General features: G+C 60.6%; 17 protein-coding genes and 1 tRNA gene. 4 read left to right on the top strand and 14 right to left on the bottom strand.

Going from position 1 to position 16,576, the window contains the following annotated elements:
• Window positions 1–113 precede the first annotated feature (113 nt).
• Genes BW921_RS07030 through BW921_RS07005 form a run of 6 tightly spaced genes read right to left on the bottom strand, consistent with a single transcriptional unit; the run spans window position 114 to window position 4,674 of the window.
• Complete coding sequence (locus tag BW921_RS07030; RefSeq protein ID WP_148689145.1) at window positions 114–833, bottom strand: 7-cyano-7-deazaguanine synthase; 720 nt, start codon at window positions 831–833, stop codon at window positions 114–116.
• Window positions 834–839: 6 nt separating this feature from the next.
• Window positions 840–1,532 (bottom strand): GXGXG domain-containing protein, encoded by a 693-nt coding sequence (locus tag BW921_RS07025; RefSeq protein WP_148689144.1) that lies wholly within the window; start codon window positions 1,530–1,532, stop codon window positions 840–842.
• Entirely contained in the window at window positions 1,529–2,470 is a 942-nt protein-coding gene (locus BW921_RS07020; protein ID WP_210400454.1) for a class II glutamine amidotransferase, read from the bottom strand. The genes BW921_RS07025 and BW921_RS07020 overlap by 4 nt, the downstream gene beginning before the upstream one ends.
• Before the next feature lie 12 nt (window positions 2,471–2,482).
• A complete protein-coding gene (pdxT, locus tag BW921_RS07015; protein ID WP_148689338.1) occupies window positions 2,483–3,118 on the bottom strand; it encodes a pyridoxal 5'-phosphate synthase glutaminase subunit PdxT in 636 nt (211 codons plus the stop codon).
• A gap of 31 nt (window positions 3,119–3,149) precedes the next feature.
• Window positions 3,150–4,094: a DapH/DapD/GlmU-related protein gene (locus BW921_RS08020; protein ID WP_088336169.1), complete on the bottom strand. Its 945-nt coding sequence runs from the start codon at window positions 4,092–4,094 to the stop codon at window positions 3,150–3,152.
• 13 nt (window positions 4,095–4,107) lie between these two features.
• Window positions 4,108–4,674: an adenylate kinase family protein gene (locus BW921_RS07005; protein ID WP_236953830.1), complete on the bottom strand. Its 567-nt coding sequence runs from the start codon at window positions 4,672–4,674 to the stop codon at window positions 4,108–4,110.
• A gap of 166 nt (window positions 4,675–4,840) precedes the next feature.
• Here BW921_RS07005 and BW921_RS07000 point away from each other — a divergent pair, with 166 nt between their 5' ends.
• Window positions 4,841–5,140 (top strand): hypothetical protein, encoded by a 300-nt coding sequence (locus tag BW921_RS07000; protein WP_148689142.1) that lies wholly within the window; start codon window positions 4,841–4,843, stop codon window positions 5,138–5,140.
• On the opposite strand, the gene BW921_RS06995 is transcribed toward BW921_RS07000, so the two are convergent.
• Window positions 5,131–6,099, bottom strand: a complete 969-nt coding sequence (locus BW921_RS06995) for a radical SAM protein (RefSeq protein ID WP_148689141.1) — start codon at window positions 6,097–6,099, stop codon at window positions 5,131–5,133. The genes BW921_RS07000 and BW921_RS06995 overlap by 10 nt on opposite strands.
• 3 nt (window positions 6,100–6,102) lie before the next feature.
• A complete protein-coding gene (locus BW921_RS06990; RefSeq protein ID WP_148689140.1) occupies window positions 6,103–6,804 on the bottom strand; it encodes a hypothetical protein in 702 nt (233 codons plus the stop codon).
• Between the two features lie 286 nt (window positions 6,805–7,090).
• Here BW921_RS06990 and BW921_RS06985 point away from each other — a divergent pair, with 286 nt between their 5' ends.
• Entirely contained in the window at window positions 7,091–9,247 is a 2,157-nt protein-coding gene (locus BW921_RS06985; RefSeq protein WP_168168840.1) for a hydrophobe/amphiphile efflux-3 (HAE3) family transporter, read from the top strand.
• A gap of 471 nt (window positions 9,248–9,718) precedes the next feature.
• Here the strand turns inward: BW921_RS06985 and BW921_RS06980 are convergent, their stop codons facing one another.
• The gene (locus tag BW921_RS06980) at window positions 9,719–10,798 is read right to left on the bottom strand and encodes a histone deacetylase (RefSeq protein WP_236953740.1); all 1,080 of its coding nucleotides are present in this window, start codon (window positions 10,796–10,798) and stop codon (window positions 9,719–9,721) included.
• A 435-nt stretch (window positions 10,799–11,233) separates the two neighbouring features.
• Here BW921_RS06980 and BW921_RS06975 point away from each other — a divergent pair, with 435 nt between their 5' ends.
• The gene (locus BW921_RS06975; protein WP_168168839.1) at window positions 11,234–12,094 is read left to right on the top strand and encodes an ATP-binding protein; all 861 of its coding nucleotides are present in this window, start codon (window positions 11,234–11,236) and stop codon (window positions 12,092–12,094) included.
• 165 nt (window positions 12,095–12,259) lie between these two features.
• Here the strand turns inward: BW921_RS06975 and BW921_RS06970 are convergent, their stop codons facing one another.
• Window positions 12,260–12,787, bottom strand: coding sequence for a site-2 protease family protein (locus tag BW921_RS06970; protein WP_148689137.1), 528 nt, complete (start codon window positions 12,785–12,787; stop codon window positions 12,260–12,262).
• Between the two features lie 198 nt (window positions 12,788–12,985).
• Window positions 12,986–13,063, bottom strand: a tRNA-Thr gene (locus BW921_RS06965).
• 133 nt (window positions 13,064–13,196) lie between these two features.
• Here BW921_RS06965 and BW921_RS06960 point away from each other — a divergent pair.
• Window positions 13,197–14,798 (top strand): tRNA uridine(34) 5-carboxymethylaminomethyl modification radical SAM/GNAT enzyme Elp3, encoded by a 1,602-nt coding sequence (locus BW921_RS06960; protein WP_148689136.1) that lies wholly within the window; start codon window positions 13,197–13,199, stop codon window positions 14,796–14,798.
• On the opposite strand, the gene BW921_RS06955 is transcribed toward BW921_RS06960, so the two are convergent.
• The 3 genes from BW921_RS06955 to BW921_RS06945 are packed head-to-tail and all read right to left on the bottom strand — an operon-like array spanning window position 14,790 to window position 16,569.
• Window positions 14,790–15,179, bottom strand: a complete 390-nt coding sequence (locus tag BW921_RS06955; protein WP_157666121.1) for a universal stress protein — start codon at window positions 15,177–15,179, stop codon at window positions 14,790–14,792. The genes BW921_RS06960 and BW921_RS06955 overlap by 9 nt on opposite strands.
• Window positions 15,176–16,300: an amidohydrolase family protein gene (locus BW921_RS06950; protein ID WP_148689134.1), complete on the bottom strand. Its 1,125-nt coding sequence runs from the start codon at window positions 16,298–16,300 to the stop codon at window positions 15,176–15,178. The genes BW921_RS06955 and BW921_RS06950 overlap by 4 nt, the downstream gene beginning before the upstream one ends.
• On the bottom strand, window positions 16,282–16,569 hold the full coding sequence (locus BW921_RS06945) for a MazG nucleotide pyrophosphohydrolase domain-containing protein (RefSeq protein ID WP_148689336.1): 288 nt from the start codon (window positions 16,567–16,569) through the stop codon (window positions 16,282–16,284). The genes BW921_RS06950 and BW921_RS06945 overlap by 19 nt, the downstream gene beginning before the upstream one ends.
• Window positions 16,570–16,576: the final 7 nt, after the last annotated feature.

The following is a 16,576-nucleotide window of genomic DNA, read 5'->3' as shown; positions in this document are numbered from 1 at the left end:
AACCGGCACAGTCCAACCGGTATCATGCCAGGTACCACGATAAACATGGTCGGGAAGGCCGTGGGCGAGCCCATAGGCGATGGCGGTCCAGTAGCCGATGTGAATCGCCACGATCAGGGCGATGGTCTCGAGGGAGGCGAGGTCACTCCAGAATACTCTGTGGGATCTTCGATCCCAGCCCTCTCGAAGGCCCGCTTACGGTGGTAACACGCCTCACACTCTCCGCAGTGCACCGGCGTGTCGTCCTCCCAGATCGGGTTGTAGCAACTTACGGAGAGGTCCATAGGGGCACCGAGCTCCGAGCCCAGACGCACTATACCTGGCTTGTACAACTCGGCCAACGGACTGTGGAGCCGCGGCCGCGATGGCAGTCCACGCTTCAGCGCCTCGGCTACGGCGTCGGCGAACTCCTTGGTGTTGTCCGGAAACCGTTCAGCCTCCTCAGCGTTGATACCCCAAACGATGTGGAACTCGTCGTCTTCCCCCTTGAGGTACAGATGGTCACAGAGCGCTGCCGTGACCCCCAGGAGGTTCCAGTTCCTCGCCGGGAGCCAGTTCGCCGAGAGGTCTTCGGTCCCGGCCTCACGCGGCAGTCCACCGGCGAACATGGGGTTATCCGGGCAGAGGCGCCTCAGCCAGAACGTGCCGACAGTTTCGAACTCAGCCCCCACCGCCTTAGCTATACGTTCCGCAGCCTTCCGCTCGAAGGGTGCGTTCCGCTGCCCGTAGTCAACGAAAAGACATATCACGCGCCCTCCAAGCTCCTCTACCGCCCACTTGGCGATAACCGAGGAGTCCAGCCCGCCGCTACACAACACAACGGTCGTGGCCACGGGTTCTTACCCCTCCTCCATCTCTTCGGGGCCGTAGAACGGGCGCTTCGACCTGGGTACTATCTTCGTCAACGCTTTTAAGTCGTCACGGGTCACGTCGAAGTCGTACGCGCGGACGAGCTCCCAGACGCGATCGATATCCTTGCCGTCGGGATCGACGGCTTCGGCGTTCTTACCCAGATCCTCGACCTCACCCAACACATAGATCTCGCCGCGGAGCATGCTCTCTCCGGTGTACGTACCGGCGTCGCCCAGTACGATGATCGTTCCGCCCATCATGTACATGCCTATCATGATCTCCACATCGCCGCCCACGATCACCGTCCCGTTCTTCATTATCTGACCAACTCGTGAACCTGCGTCGCCACGGACGACGACGGTACCACCGTACATTCCTTGACCTACTCCGTCACCCGCGTGACCCTCGATCACGATCTCTCCCTTCGTGACGTTATCGCCCGGGTACCAACCCGCGTTCCCCTCGACGAGGATCCGCGGCCCGTGGATCATCGTGCCCACGTAATAGCCGACACTTCCTTTGATGATCACCTCGACCTCCTCGGTCAGTCCGGCCGCGATGTAGTGCTTGGCGCCGGGGTTCTCGAGCACGATCCGGTCGTACTCTCGAGCGTAGGTTTTCAGCGCACTGTTGATGTCTCGGGGTTCCTTGTCGCGACAGTCGATAATTTTCTCCTTCAACTCCGGCCACCCACCTCGAACACCTCGTACTCGCCCGGTTCGATCTGCTCGATACCTTCGAGCTCGTCGCCGAAGATCCGACGCAGCGCGACCTCCTCCGAGGCGACGGCGACGGCCCCGTCCTTACCGAATCCGATCACACCGGGACGGAGCCCCAGCGGATCCCTCGCAACCGCGATCGCGTTCGGAGTGCTGATAATAAAGCAGAACGGCCCGTCGAGGTCACGAATGGCCTCCTCCATCGCCTCCTCCAGCGAGTACCCATCCCGCAACTTGTCCGCTACGTACACCACTATGCACTCCGAGTCGTTGTTGGTCTTAAACTGGTATCCTTTAATTTCGAGTTGCTCTCTGATCGTGTAGTAGTTGGTGATTTGACCATTATGAACCACTGCCATGTTAGGTACCATGTGACTTTGAAACGGGTGAGCGTGATATCTATCGACCTCCGATTCCGTCGAGAACCTCACATGTCCGATCCCATGGGTACCTTCGATCGCCTCGACCCCGTACTGCTCCGAGACTTCTGCTGCCGTACCCACGTCCTTCAGGATCTCGAAGCCGTGACCCGCGCTCAATACGGTGATATCCGAGTTCTCGATCCTCTCCACTACCTCCGCCAGCTCTCGCTGACCCTGTCGTCCCGTCGAGAATCCCTCCACGAACAGTCGGTACACCCGTGTACTCGCGTCTTCGGCGATCCGCTCTACCCGTTCCAGTTGACGCCCTTCCAGCGCTCGCTCGACCTCACCCAGCATCTCCATTTCCCCGTCCTCGGCCGGCAGCTCGAGGACGAAAACCGCCGTGTCGACGTCCAAATACAGACCGTAACCTGCCGAGTCGGGGCCCCGGTGCTGCAGCGCGTCCAGCATCTCCGTAAGGATAGCGCCGACGGGCCCCGGCTCGGGCAGCACGATACCGGCGATGCCGCACGCCAAGGTCAGTTCCCCTCACACCTTCTCCAGGAAGTAAGCGTGAAGACGCGGATCGTCGGTGAGCTCCGGGTGGAAAGCCGTGGCGAGCAGGTGATCCTGCTCCACTGCCACGATGTGATCCCCGTACTCCGCGAGTACTTTCACGTCGTCGGACAGAACTTCGTCCACGGCGGGGGCCCGGATGAAGACAGCACGGAACCTGTCCTCGAACCCCTCGATCTCGACATCCGCTTCGAACGATTCACGCTGACGGCCGAACGCGTTCCGGATCACCCGAACGTCCATCAAACCTAGTAAAGGCTGCTCGATCTCCACCTCAGCCCCTGGATGAGCTTGCGGAACGACCTCACGCGCGAGGAGGACCATCCCCGCGCAGGTCCCTAAGATGGGAGTATCCGACTCCGACAGCTCCAGCAGCGGCTTAACCAGGTCGTGCCGCTCCATCAGACGTCCTATCGTAGTGCTCTCTCCTCCTGGAATCACGACGGCATCCACGTACTCGAGATCTTCAGGGTACCTCGCCCACACCACCTCGACGTCTTCGCCGACTCGCTCACCGGCCGCCTTCAGGATCGATTCGTGCTCTTCTACGTCTCCCTGAACGGCGACGACGGCTATCTTCAAATCGGACGACCCCCAGGTGTCCGACATCGAGGAGATATAATACGCACCGGCCACGGGTTCAAACGGTACGTAAGCCCACCTCGGTGCGCCGGTAGTACCTAGATCCGCGGGCGCGTAACGGACCGGCCACCCGTTCATCGCTGATCCGGCCGCTCCGAACTACCACGTCTCTACCGTACCCCTTAGGGCAATCCAAGATGCATGCCACCAACCGCTCGGCCCGCTCTAGTAGCAGTTCACGGATTTTATCCACCACTCGACGAGGTGGTCGTTCAGACGACGCCGCGATCCCGAAGTACTCCGCACTTTCGAACCGAAACGTTCCGTGGTCCACCTCGCCACGGAACCTCCCGAGCAGTCCCATCAGCCTCTCCCACACTTCACGGTCGAAGGTTACGACCGTCAGGTTCACACCGCGACTCTCCGTACACCCCAACGTCTCCCAACCCGTGTCGTAACCTCTCGTGACCATTCGAACCTCCGCCAACGTCTCCTCGCCGCCCACGAACGTGTTGGCGCTTATCCTGACTGTATCACCAGCGTACTCGGCCGGTCGCCCCATCACGACCGTATAAGGTTCAACGTCTTCCTCAACGACCGATCCCGCCCCTACGATCGCTCCGTCACCCACCTTCACGCCGCCGTACACAACACACCTCATACCGACGAAACAATCGTAACCCAACCTGGCCCTATCCCCGCCGATCACCCCTATCATGGACCCGTCGCCTATGAACGCGTCGTTACCAACGTCCGCGCGCACAACTGAGAATGGGGATACGCTCACTCGCTCACCCACGTCCGAGTCGAACACCCGACAGAACCCGTAGATTGCGGCTTTCCTCCGGATTACCACCGACGGACCTATCTCGGCGTACGCACCGATCTCAGCCGTCACGTCGGCCAAGTTGTCCCCGATCACTCTGACCTCTTCGTCCAACACCGCCGGATGGCGGTATTTGTCGTCCTCTCTCAGCGGGCGCAACACCTCTCGTCGGCGCAAGTCCCCACCCCCCTTAACGGTACTTGAGGTAACGCTCGACGGTCCGTTGCGCCTCTTCGTCTGAAAGCCAGTCCACGTCGTCACCTCGACGGTAGTTCACTGCTTCGAGGATTCGATCGGCCGCCTCGGCGAGGCTCAAGCCCGTGACGTCCACTTGAACTACGTCTTCTGGCGGTCGGATGAGGCACCCTTCGGACCTCACCTCCACGGCCTCCCCGTAGCATACACCGACGAACTCCGCCTCCAGATTCTCCGCTATCTTTTCGGGAGGATAACCCCTGTCCTTCAATCGTCGCTCCAACTCAGAGGGATGAAGTCGGAGGACGACTACGAGGTCCGTCGGCATTAAATGAGCGTAATGGGACTCCACAAACGCCGGATCGGACTCGGGTTCCCACTCCTCCACGTACCGTCTAAGCGCATGAACGTCCACCACCTTAACCTGGCGTTGCTCGTCCTCCTCCAGTATCGCGCCCATTTCCCGCGCGACCCTGTTCAAGTGAACCACGTCGAACTCGAGTTCACGGAATGCCCTACACACCGTCGTTTTCCCGACACCCGGTGTTCCCGTGATCGCCACCTTCAATCGGACCATCCCCGACTAACGTAACCGATAAGGTGGATTAAATCACGGGGGTTCCCGGAATGCAGGTGTTAACAAAACGCGTGCTGGAGTGGGGACCAGTGCTAGTGCCGGCGTTGGCGCTTCTCGGTCTACCCGGGTTGAGGATCATCCTCCGATCCGAGTGACCTCCAAGGGCGAGGCGCGTGCTGTCGCCAGGCGGGCGGGTCTCTACCTGGGGCTCGCCTCACCGTGTACCGGTGTAGCGGCCGCGTACACGCTATCCGTGGGATCCACCCTGCTCCGACGCCCGGAGCTCGCCGCGTGGACCGGGCTCGCGCTCGTCTTCACCCCTCCCGTAATGCTGTTCCTCTCCTACGCGCTGGGGCGCTCCGAAAGCATGGCTAAAACGATGTTCGTATCATCGCTGATCGCGTCGTTACCCACGACCGCCGTCGTGTGGTGCGTCCTGAGTTATTCGTAGACCGAGACGTCGAGTCCGCACAACTCCAAGGTCCGACGGGCCGAGAGCAACTCTTCACGACTCACCGGCTCCGCCCTACCCAGCGCCGGAGGTCTCGCCACGGTGTTGAGCTGTACCCTTTCGAGACCGATGGAACCGAGTAGACCCGCCAGCTCCTTCAGGTGGTCCGGGTCAGCGTTCGTCACCCTTCCTACCCGACATAGCAACACTTCGACCACCACGTCTCCGGGGTCGCACCGGCCCAGCTCCTCCACTAGGTCTTCCAACGACATGTTCGGATGCGGTCGGTTGATCGTCCGGTACAGGTCCTCACGGGCGCAATCGAGGCTAGCCACGGCCACGTCCACTACGTCCGCGCACTCCGAAACCCAAGTCGAGTTGGTCAAAAGCACCATCTCCGCCCCGACACCTTCCACGAGCGGGCTGATCTCCTCGGCTATCTCCCGAAGGTTCGCGCAGAGCGTCGGCTCACCCACTCCGGCGAAGGTAACAGCATCAGGGTCGCAGCGCCGCAGTGTCTCGGACAACTCCTCCCTGACCGTGATCGGGTCTACCGTGAACCGCTTGTAAGGTGAAACGCGCCTCGGGACCCCAACACTGCAGTATTCACAGTCATGCGTGCACACTCCACGCGGTAGGTCGATGCCCAGAGATGCGCCGAGCCTGCGCGAGGGTACCGGGCCGTACACTAAGGGGCGCCGGTCTTCGAAGGTTAGTCCCTCGAGCTCGACCTCGGCTCCGAGCTTGACCGCTAACTTGACGAGGGTCCGGGCCGCCGTTCCCTCTCCCCGTCCTGTGATCCTGAGTTCACCGGTCTCCCGATTCGCCTCCACCTGCTGACCCGCGGGTGAGATCGCGATCAGTCGGTCACCCTCCTCGCGGACGGTCCAACCCAGTTCCACCAGACCGCGTATCAACCGGTCCGGGTTGTCCGTGCGACCGGTAAGCGTCGGGATCACCCCCTACTTCCGGAGCTCGTCCACGAGCTTTTCCACCCACTCGGAGCTCACGAAAACGAACACGTCCGGGTACTCCCGGCCCAGGTCCCGGTATACGGACTTAAAGTCGGTATTACGTACGACGTCTTCGAGGACGATCACGCGACGTAGCTCCTCGATGTTACTCTCGAGTGTGTACCTGAAGCGCTCCCGTGGCCGACCTCGCAGCTTACGCACGGGATTGTGGGCGATCACGAGGTACTCGGGCTCCATATGCGTGAAAATCGAGGACATCTGCGCACGGATTCCGAAGTCGATCCCGGCTTCCATCCCGCAACGGAGGTTGAAATACAGATCGTCGACTGGTGTCCCCACCGCCACGAACCGACGTTCTTCCCGGAGTCTCTGGACCACCTCGGTCAGTGCACTCGCCACCCGGTACAGGACATCGTGGTTCCTGAGATCCGTGAGGAAGCACACCGCGACGGCTACCTCCGACAACCGACTCGTGGGTTCGACCTTGCCTCGGCACCGATCGCAGTACGGGCCCGAGTTCTCGACGTAAGGACCTTCCTCCAGGGATTCACCGCGGAGGTCGTTGCAGCGGACGCAGTTGCACTCCGACAGCTCTATCCGCATCAACCGCCCGCAGGCCGCGCACCGACGCACCTTGAAGGATCCCAATTTCTGTGGATCTTTGGGATTTCTGGCCGCTACGAGAGACAACCGATCCTCCCCTGAGAAGGTTTAGTCTGGGATCATCTTGAGAGACGCGGGACGCGCGCACCAACCGCAATCCGAGTGACTGCGTAGGGGGAAGGAGACTACCACATTGAAGATGGACTCGAGACTGTAGCTCCGTAGAGTAGATGTTGGGGTACGTTACGATGCGTAACGGTCGTTCCCTCTCGGTCGAATCGTCACGGACCCCGTAACTAACCTTGATACATCCGAGGTGACTGGGTGAAGGGATGAAAGTACGGTATGGTCTCCCGGCCCGAGGGTTATTGACTTGAGGTTCAGGACGACGATAATACTGTCCTTCCTGGCTCTGACTGCTGTCATGGCGTACGGAGCGCTCCACCTGAACGTGGAGGTAGATCAAACGAAGTACTTACCGGATCGGTTCGAGTCCATGAAATGGCAGCACGTTGTGGAGCGTGAGCTGGGCACTTCAACGAAGACACTGCTGATCGTCGTCGAAGCGGACGACGTCACCCGAAAACCAGTCCTCGATTACATGCGCTGTGTAGAGGACAGGTTGCGCTCCAAACCTTACGTCGAGGACGTCAGGGGAGCTCCGGACGTTCTCCGGGAGAGCCCGACGAACTTCCCGACCGCCGTCAATATCCAGGGTCTTCGACCTCTGATATCGGAAATGGAACGGTCGAAGGAGATGTTCGTCAGTAAAGACCGCAAGATCGCTATTATCAGAGTGGGACTGAAGTCGGACGCGGACTACCGTAAGGTCGTGCCGGACATTCGACGATTACTCGGGCGCGACAAGCCGAAGTCCGTCAGGTTCGCCGACGTCACGGGTTCTCCTGCCATCAACTACGACTTCTATCGGAGTTTCCTAAAGGATGTAGTCGAGGTGACCGCCCTCGTATCCACCGCCGTCGCCGCAGTTCTGTACGTTGACTTCCGGCGATGGTGGGCTCCGATCCTTGGACTCACGATCATCCTATCCGCCGTGGCGTGGGTTCTGGGGATCATGTACTGGATGGGGTTCTCCCCGTTCTACGCGACGGTCCTGCTGACCGTGGTACTGATGCTCGGTGTCGGTATAGACTACGTGATCTTCACGCTGACACGCTTCCATGAGGAGTACGATATCAAGAGACGCGCTAAGAGTGAGGCCATTCTTACGGCGGTTCGACGCGCGGGTCGAGCTGTGCTGATCACAGGTCTCACGGCGTCCGCGGGTTTCGCCGCCTTGACCCTGTCGGAGTTCAGGATGGTCTCGGAGATAGGGTTCGGTATCGTAGCCGGTATCCTCACGGCCGTCGCGCTGACGCTGCTCGTCCTACCGAGCTTACTTCAGTCGGTACCGATCGGGAGGAGGAACTCCGAGAAGGAGGAAGGCTGGAAGGCACTCTCGGTGCCGGTTAAGTATCCGCTCCCGGCGATCGTCGCGCTGCTCGCCATCACGGGCCTGCTCGGGTACGGAGCAGCCGGAGTGAAGCCGGAGGTCAACATCGAGAAGTTCCTAGGACACGATTTACCGTCCCTGAAAGCTCGGGATATACTCGAGAAGCACATGGATGTGAGCCATCACTTCGCCACGATCGTCGTGGAAGCGCGGGACATCCGGGATCCGAAGGTGGTCCGCTTCATGGAGAAGTTGGAGCGAGACGCGAAGAGCACCGGCGTGGTCGCCCGCGTGTTCGGGGCACCCGACGTGATCTGGATGGAGAAGACCGTAGAGCGTCTGCCGGCGCCGATCCGCTCATCCCTCGAACCGAACGTTGAGGACATGGAGAAAGGGGTTATTTCTGGGGACGGGAAAGTCGCGGTGATTCAGGTACAACTGAAACCAGGGGACCCGAAGGTGCAAGGCCGGAAGATCATGGACGTGGTTCGGCACGAACACCCACCCGAGGGCGTGAAGGTGGGGGCCACGGGTCTCCCGGTGGCGTTCGCTGAGATGTACGCGCAGGTGAACGAGGATATGCGTCGGTCCACCATCGCGTCGGCGATCGGCGTGTTGGCGATACCGACGATCGCTCTTCGAAGCCCGATACCGCCGGTTTTCGGGCTCGTCGCCATCGGCTCGGGCATCCTATGGGCCATCGGACTCCTGGGCGGCATACTGCGGATAGTGCCGTCGTTCCTGGCCATGCAAACCACGATGTGTATACTCCTCGGTATCGGGATGGATTACTGCGTGTTCATGGCCTCACGTTACAGGGAAGAGCGGAAGAAGCACGGAGTCGAGGAAGCTTGGACCCGTACGATGGAGCGAGCAGGACCCGGTGTACTGTTCAGCGGACTGACCTCGGCGATCGGTTTCCTCTCGTTGCTACTATCCCACACAGGCATCATGAGGAACATAGGCCTCTATCAAGGGATAGGAGTGCTTTCGACGCTGACCCTGGTGATTGTAGGTTTCCCGGCGATGTACGTGGTGATCAGCCGCATGTTCAGTCGGAGCGATGAAGTCCATTGACCGTCGGCATCCCCGGCGCTCGACCCCCATACCCCACTCAAGCTATGTCCTACCCAGAACCGCGGGATGGATAGGGACCTCAGGATCAAGCCGGGCAAGTAAACGCCCGGAACGGGCGTCGATGTGCCGTATCTAGCCGGCGTCCTAGGAACGATCCGAAATCCTCGCTCCGATCGATCCGGTTCGCTTGGATTTTCGAGGAAGGATAGTCAAGGAACCTACGAGCATCAACCTTAACTTCCAGGACCTGGCTCGGCAACGGCGGTCCCGATCATCCCCTCACCCTATCTACCGGTCCTCATCGCCCGAGGGGGTGATAAATGTGGCGAAGAAGCGTCGGAGTAAGCGTCGGCGCCGGCGCGAGTTACCGCGTGAGATCGACTACGAACTGCCGGACATCACCGGTTGTAGCTGAGCCATGCTCGATACGTTATACCGCCTGGCATAAGCCCTCGAAGCCACCCGAAGGTTTCACGCCTTCACAGAAGTCCAGTACCTGGAGTACTCACGGGCCACCTTTCGAATCCTCTCCGGCCCCCGCGGGTTCTCCTCCGGTGGATCCATAGGCTCCCGCAGATCGGCCGGGACACCCGACATACCACACACGACGCCCAAGTTGGTGTACGGGAGCCCGTCCTCGACGGAGTAACCCCCTTCCAGCACGGCGACGGGCCCCAAAGCCCCAAGGTCTTCCGCGAGCTCGGTCGCCCGTTCCATCATCCAACGGTATCCCTCGGCCGTGATCGCGAGGTCCGTGATCGGGTCCGTGAAGTGGCAGTCCTGACCCGCAGAGATCAAGATCAGATCGGGGTCGAACTCCCACACCACGGGCTCCACAATCCGTTGGAAGGCTTCACGGTACGTCCGATCACCGGAACGCGGGAGCACGGGGATGTTCACGGTGTACCCCTCACCCGGCCCCTCACCCGCCTCGTACGGGAAGCCCGTGCCGGGATACAGGGTACGCCCGTCCTGGTGTATCGAGACGTAGAGCACGTCATCACGGTCGTAGAAGATCTCCTGAGTCCCGTCACCGTGGTGGGCGTCCCAATCCAGGATGGCGACGGAATCCGCGCCCAGCTCGCGTATCGCGTACTCGGCGGCGATCGCCACGTTGTTGAAGTAGCAGAAACCTGCGGCCTTGGCGCGGCCGGCATGATGACCCGGCGGTCGGACCATCGCGAAAGCCGTGTCGTACTCCTTCCGCACGACCAGCTCGACGGCGAGAACGGAGCCTCCGGCCGCTAGCAGAGCCTGATCGTAAGTCTCCGGAGCGACGGCGGTATCCGGGTCGATCGTACCACCACCGGATTCGCTCATCCGCCTGATCAACTCCACGTGCTCGGGATCGTGGACGAGTTCGATCACTTCGCGATCGACGGGCTCGGGCTCGACGAGATCGATCCCCTCGATCTCGAACAATCCTTCCTCCCAGAACCTGTCCACCGTGTAGGAGAGACGTTCACGACGCTCCGGGTGCGTGGGATACTGTTCGTGCCGTAGGTACTCCTCATGGTATACTAAGGCCAGCGTCCTCTCGGCCTCCCACAAGGTGTATCACCACCCGACGTCAGGCGATCCCGGAGCTATGAGGAGCAGGCGGGAGAGACCGGCTGGTAGGATGATCGAGGAGACCGCTGCCGAGCGCCGCGGAAACGATGATGGGGATGGTGGTGGCGACCGACTCGATGAGGAGGCCCCGCTCGATACCGACTACCGGCTGCGGGAGGAGGTGCACTTCCACCAACGGCCCTCGGTCGACACATCGTTTTCTTCCCGCTGGCTGCCCTGTAAACGTCAGAACCATTCGTTCCGACAGGAGGTAGTGTGGTTAGGTCGAGCTCCGTTCTCGAGCGCGTTCCGACGTGTACGGTACAGCTTTACCGCAGTGTAACTGTTCTCGCACGGTGACGTTCCCGTCATGGCGAGCATTACCGTATGGAGGTTGGCTCCGGGGCGGTCGTGCGGTTCGAGGGGGGCTGGGCAATGGAGGTGACCAAACTGGAAGGGCTGACGATATCGTGGGACGCACGCCCTCTCGCTCCCGACTCGATTTACGGTGAGGATTATATGAGGATATACCGGAACGTGGCTGGTCTGCTGAAGATCGTTCAGAAGGCGTTCGACGAGCCAAAGGGTGACTTGGCGATAGGGTTCAGCGGCGGGAAGGATAGCTTCACCTGCGCCCTGGCGCTCGAGCCGTTCCTCCGGGAGTGGGACGTGAACCCCAAGCTCGTCACGGTGGACGTGAGAGTCCGAGGAGTGGACGTTTGGCGGCCTTATCGGAAGGAGATCAATCGAATGGCGAAGGCTCTTGGATACGAGTTCGAGCTGGTCCACACCGAGGAAGATGTGGCTGAGCTATCGGAGGAGCTGAACAAGCCACCGTGCAAAATCTGCTCGGCGATCAGGCGTAGAATCCTCGCGGAGCGACATGACGTGGTAGTCTACGGTCATACTGCCGAAGACGCGATCGAGACCCTAATGATGAGCGTGAACCGAAGGCAGGACGCCGGCACCTTCCCGCCGGCGGACCTGCTGGAGGAGGACGACGCGCTACTACTGCGACCGTTGTACGTTGTGAGCGAGCTTCGGACTGTCCGCGTGTATCACGAGGTGACGTCCAGACTTAGTCTCCCGAAGGTTGAGCCCGAATGCCCTTACGCGAAGCGGTACCGGAACTCGGACTCACCCAGGCGTACGGCTTCGGAGCTGGTAGAGAGACTACGTGAGATGGCCAGGGTTCGTGACGAGCTGGCCGTCGAGAACTTGGCCCGTGGTCTGGCCAGGATGGCACTCGCAGACGTCCTCTGTGGACGTGAGAGGCTCAAGATACCTACCTCGTGATACCTCCTTGAGGAAATACGGGCGGAGGTTCTGGACGAGGGACGGTACCGTGACGAGCGTCAGTTCCTCAGGGCTGGATGTCGGGTCTGTGCGATCGAGGAAACAGTGAGGATCCGAACCTTACCGGGACGTATCCTCGAACGGGTCGGTTACCCCGGGCGGACACTACGCGTGCAAACCCATGAGGATGCATACCATCGAGATGGCTGCGGCGAGTACCGCCGTCAACACGCCGATCCACGCTGTCGGACTGGGCATCCAAAGCCCACGCAGCACCTTACTTCCATCCAGAGGTGGTATGGGAAGCAGGTTAAACAGCTGTATCATCCCATTCCACACGGCTGCCTTTGGATAGACTACCAGGAGCGGGATTCCGGCCAGAGCCCCACCGAAGGGCCCGGCCGCCGCGATGAACACCTCCTCATCCGGATCCGTCCACCCGTGCTGAACGAACGCACCTCCGAAAGGAAGGAACACCGGAGGAGACGCGGGAACGTCGAGCAGTTTGCACGCCAGGTAGTGGCCTAATTCATGGAAGAGTGTGGCGATGACAATCGCCACACCCAGAGGTCCGAAGATCAAGGAGTGGAGTACCAATGAGAAGAACCCCGTCTTCACCGTGGTTCCCCACTTCCAGAATCCCAGTTTAGCGCCCTTGTACGCCAGCTTGTACCCTAAGCCGATAGGGACCATGGACAACGACCCCCGATAGGGATCCAAGGCCATCGTCGAAATCACGATATAGACAGCGGACGCATCAGAGCGCACACCTATGGTCGAGTGAGGTAGGGACCATCATCTCAGGAGACAGCACGTGGGATTCCCCACAACCTTAACGGAACCGCGCCCCACCGCTCCGGTGAACGTTATAAAATTCATAACGAACCGAGCTGGAGCCGCGGCCGGGATTTGAACCCGGGACCACCGCCTTACCAAGGCGGCGCTCTAACCAGGCTGAGCTGCCGCGGCGATCCCCACAAACGCCGGATTTCACTGGTGGATTTCACTAGTTCCACCCGGGCGCCAGCCGTACTCCACCCGACGATCGATTAAATGTGTTGCGCCCACTACGGTGCCGTAGAACCGCGCGGGGGTGAGAGACATGTCCGAGGACGATGCCTTTGACAGAGCGTGCCGCGAACTCGTGGAGAAGATGCTGTCAGGTGAGATCCGGACGAAAGGTGAGCTACAGGAGGCCAAACGCGAAGTCTGCAGGGAATACGGTCTTTCGAAGTTCCCTACAGATGCGGACATCCTAGAACGCGCGACCCCCGAGGAGCGCGAAGAGCTCCGAGAGATCGTCGTGAAGAAACCAGTCCGATCTATCTCGGGCGTAGCCGTCGTCGCGGTGATGGCGAAGCCTTATCCGTGTCCACATGGCCGCTGTGCGTACTGTCCGGGTGGACCTGAGAAGGGCGTGCCACAGAGCTACACGGGTAAGGAGCCGGCCGGCCGTCGGGCTAAGGAGCACGAGTTCCACCCGAGAAGGCAAGTCGAGGCGCGTATACGGCAGTTGGAGATCTCAGGCCACCCAACCGACAAGATCGAGCTGATCGTGATGGGAGGTACGTTCCCCGCGACACCATTGTGTTACCAGGAGTGGTTCGTGCGGGAGTGTCTAAACGCGATGACCGGGAAGGACGCGCTCACGATCGAGGAAGCGCAGAAGTGCGCAGAGACTTCGGAACGTCGACCCGTGGGGATCACCTTCGAAACGAGGCCCGACTACTGTAAGGAGGAGCATGTAGACCGCATGCTCAGGCTGGGTGCTACCAGGGTTGAGGTGGGAGTCCAGACTATCTACGACTTCATATTGAAGCGCGTGGACCGCGGTCACACCGTGAAAGACACCGTCGAGGCGACACGTATCCTCAAGGACGCCGGTCTGAAGGTATGTTACCACATTATGCCAGGTCTTCCGGGCTCGAACCCCGAACGCGACCTCAGGATGTTCAAGCGGCTGTTCAAGGACCCCCGGTTCAAGCCGGACATGCTGAAGATTTACCCGTGTATGGTCTTCGAGGATACGCCCCTGTACGACGCGTGGAAACGTGGCGAGTACGAGCCGTACGATGAGGAAACCGCGGTGAAAGTCATCGCCGAGGCGAAAAACCGCTACGTACCGGAGTATTGCCGCATCATGCGGGTTCAGCGTGATATTCCAGCCCATCTGGCCGCCGCCGGCATCCGGAAGACGAACTTACGCCAACTCGTTCAAGATTACCTAGAGGAGAAGGGCTGGGAGTGCCGGTGTATCCGTTGCCGAGAGGCGGGCCACAAGATGCGTCAAGGCGTTGAGGTGGATCCAAGGCGAGCCGAGCTCAGGATCATCAGAGAACGTGCGTGGAAGGGAGGTGTGGATTACTTCCTAATGTACGAGGACCCGGAGGCAGACGCTATACTCGGTTATTTGAGGCTCAGGAGGCCAACGGAACTAGCACACAGACCGGAGATCGACCCCGAGACAGCCGTCGTACGCGAGCTTAAGGTAGTCGGACCGACGGTGCCTATCGGCGAGCGGGACACGGACGCAGTTCAACATCGTGGTCTCGGCGAGCGACTGATGAGGAAGGCGGAGGAGCTCGCCGCCAGCGAGCTGGATGCGGACAAGATCATCGTGATCAGCGCCATCGGAACGCGCGAGTACTACCGGAAGCTCGGATACGAGCGCGTCGGCCCTTACATGGGTAAGGAGTTAACGTGAAGGTACCAGGATCACGGGGACGTCCTTCACGTGCCCTTCGATCCCCCGTCGGAACGTTATATCCTCAAACCCTGGGATGTGACCCACGCCTACCACCACGGCATCCGCACCCACTTCCCTGGCGTACTCCATCACGGCCTCGGGACCCTCACCTCGCACTATCTCGAACTCCCCACCGCGCCTCTCGACAGTCTCCCGGATCAGCTCCGCCTCCTGCCGCATGAATTCCTCCAGCGCTCTCGCCATGTCCTCGTTCAGTCCCTTGAACGCCCGACAGTCGATTAAGTAAACTCCTATCACCTCATCCGCCTCCTCCAGCGCGTGCTCCAGCGCCTCGAAAGACGCCTCGGATCCGTCGAGGAGCACGACATATCTGGTCAACTCTCGACCCCCAACAGCACGTGGACCCTCGACGTTTTGATCAACTGTAGGACGTGAGCGGCCAGACGCTGTCTGGACTCGAGCACGGTTTCCGGGAGCGGGAGACCCTTTAACCCAACCGCCGAGAGTTGCCGTCCTTCCTCCAAAATCGGCAGGTCGAAGACGGATGCGGCTTCAACGGTCAGCGCCCGAAGCGCCCTGAGCGGTGAGAGGCCAGTACGAATCCACGCGTGGTAAGCCTCCGCCCACGGGTCAGGTTCCACGGACATCCCGTTGTCGGTCCCTAGGAGCACTCGAAGATCCCGAAATCGCCTGGGATCCGGGTTCCCGAGCCTGTAGTAGTCGTTGGATCTTGGACAGAGTACCACGACGGGATCCAGGCCCTCCAGTAGCTCACGGTCGCGGTCCGTGAGGATCACACAGTGGACGATACCCTCCGGTTCGAGCAGCTCTACGGCCCGCTCGATCTCGGTGACGCCGTGTTCACGGATGCACTTTCGGACGGATCGCCAGTTCTCGTTCGCATGCACGTACACCCGGAGACCGGAGTCCCTCACGGCCTCCAACACGTCGTCCGGCAAGTGCACATCTGGAACCCCGACGAACTCCGTCAGCTCTGACAAGGCTCGAAGTTCCTTCTCGACCCTCTCAGGATCGTCGAGGGCTTTCGGCCGGCCCATTGGAACGTAGGTCGGGAAGCCCTTGGCCGCCTTAAGGCCCAGCTTCAGGCCCTCGACACCACCCTCCCGAAAATCGGCGACTCCAGGACACCCGAACCTCAACGAGGTCCGGAGGAAGTCCCGGATCGAGGCTTCGAGCTCCCTCTCCCCGACCTTTTCGAGTAGCCGATGTTTCAGGCCGTCGGGCGGAGCAACGACTTTCTCGAGCGGCATCCCGAGGCCAGCGTGTCGGAACGCCCAGTCAGCGGCGTGGACGTGTGCGTTGAACGGTGCGGGCAGAACGACGTCGAAGTCGTCCGCACCGTGTTCGCGTCCCTCCTCGATCCGTCGTACCTTACCATCCTCGACTTCGATCGTTATCGGGGACAGTAACTCCAGATCCTCACCGACGAGTCCCGCATCCGCGGTCAGCACACCGTCCTTCACTCGCTGCAACGACACGGTGTCTCACCGCACTTGGGACACCGACCGGGGTACTTCTCCTTCAATATCTCCTCCACGTCAATCCCGAGAACGTTGGCCAGCGAGAACGTCCACGCCACCACGTCCGCCAACTCCTCACGCACCGCCCGTCGATCGTTCTTGCGCACGGCCTCCGCCAGCTCACCGACCTCCTCCACGAGCCAGAGCAACGTCCGCTCGGGACCGCGCCTCCGATCCTTCTCCCCGTACAGCTCGTCCATCAGACGCTGAAACTCCGAGATCTCCATTCTCAGT

This window comes from Methanopyrus sp. SNP6 (assembly GCF_002201895.1).
Taxonomy (GTDB): Archaea; JAADCQ01; Methanopyri; order Methanopyrales; family Methanopyraceae; genus Methanopyrus.
Note: the sequence above shows the minus strand (reverse complement) of the source record. Positions and strands in the feature narration are given on the sequence as shown.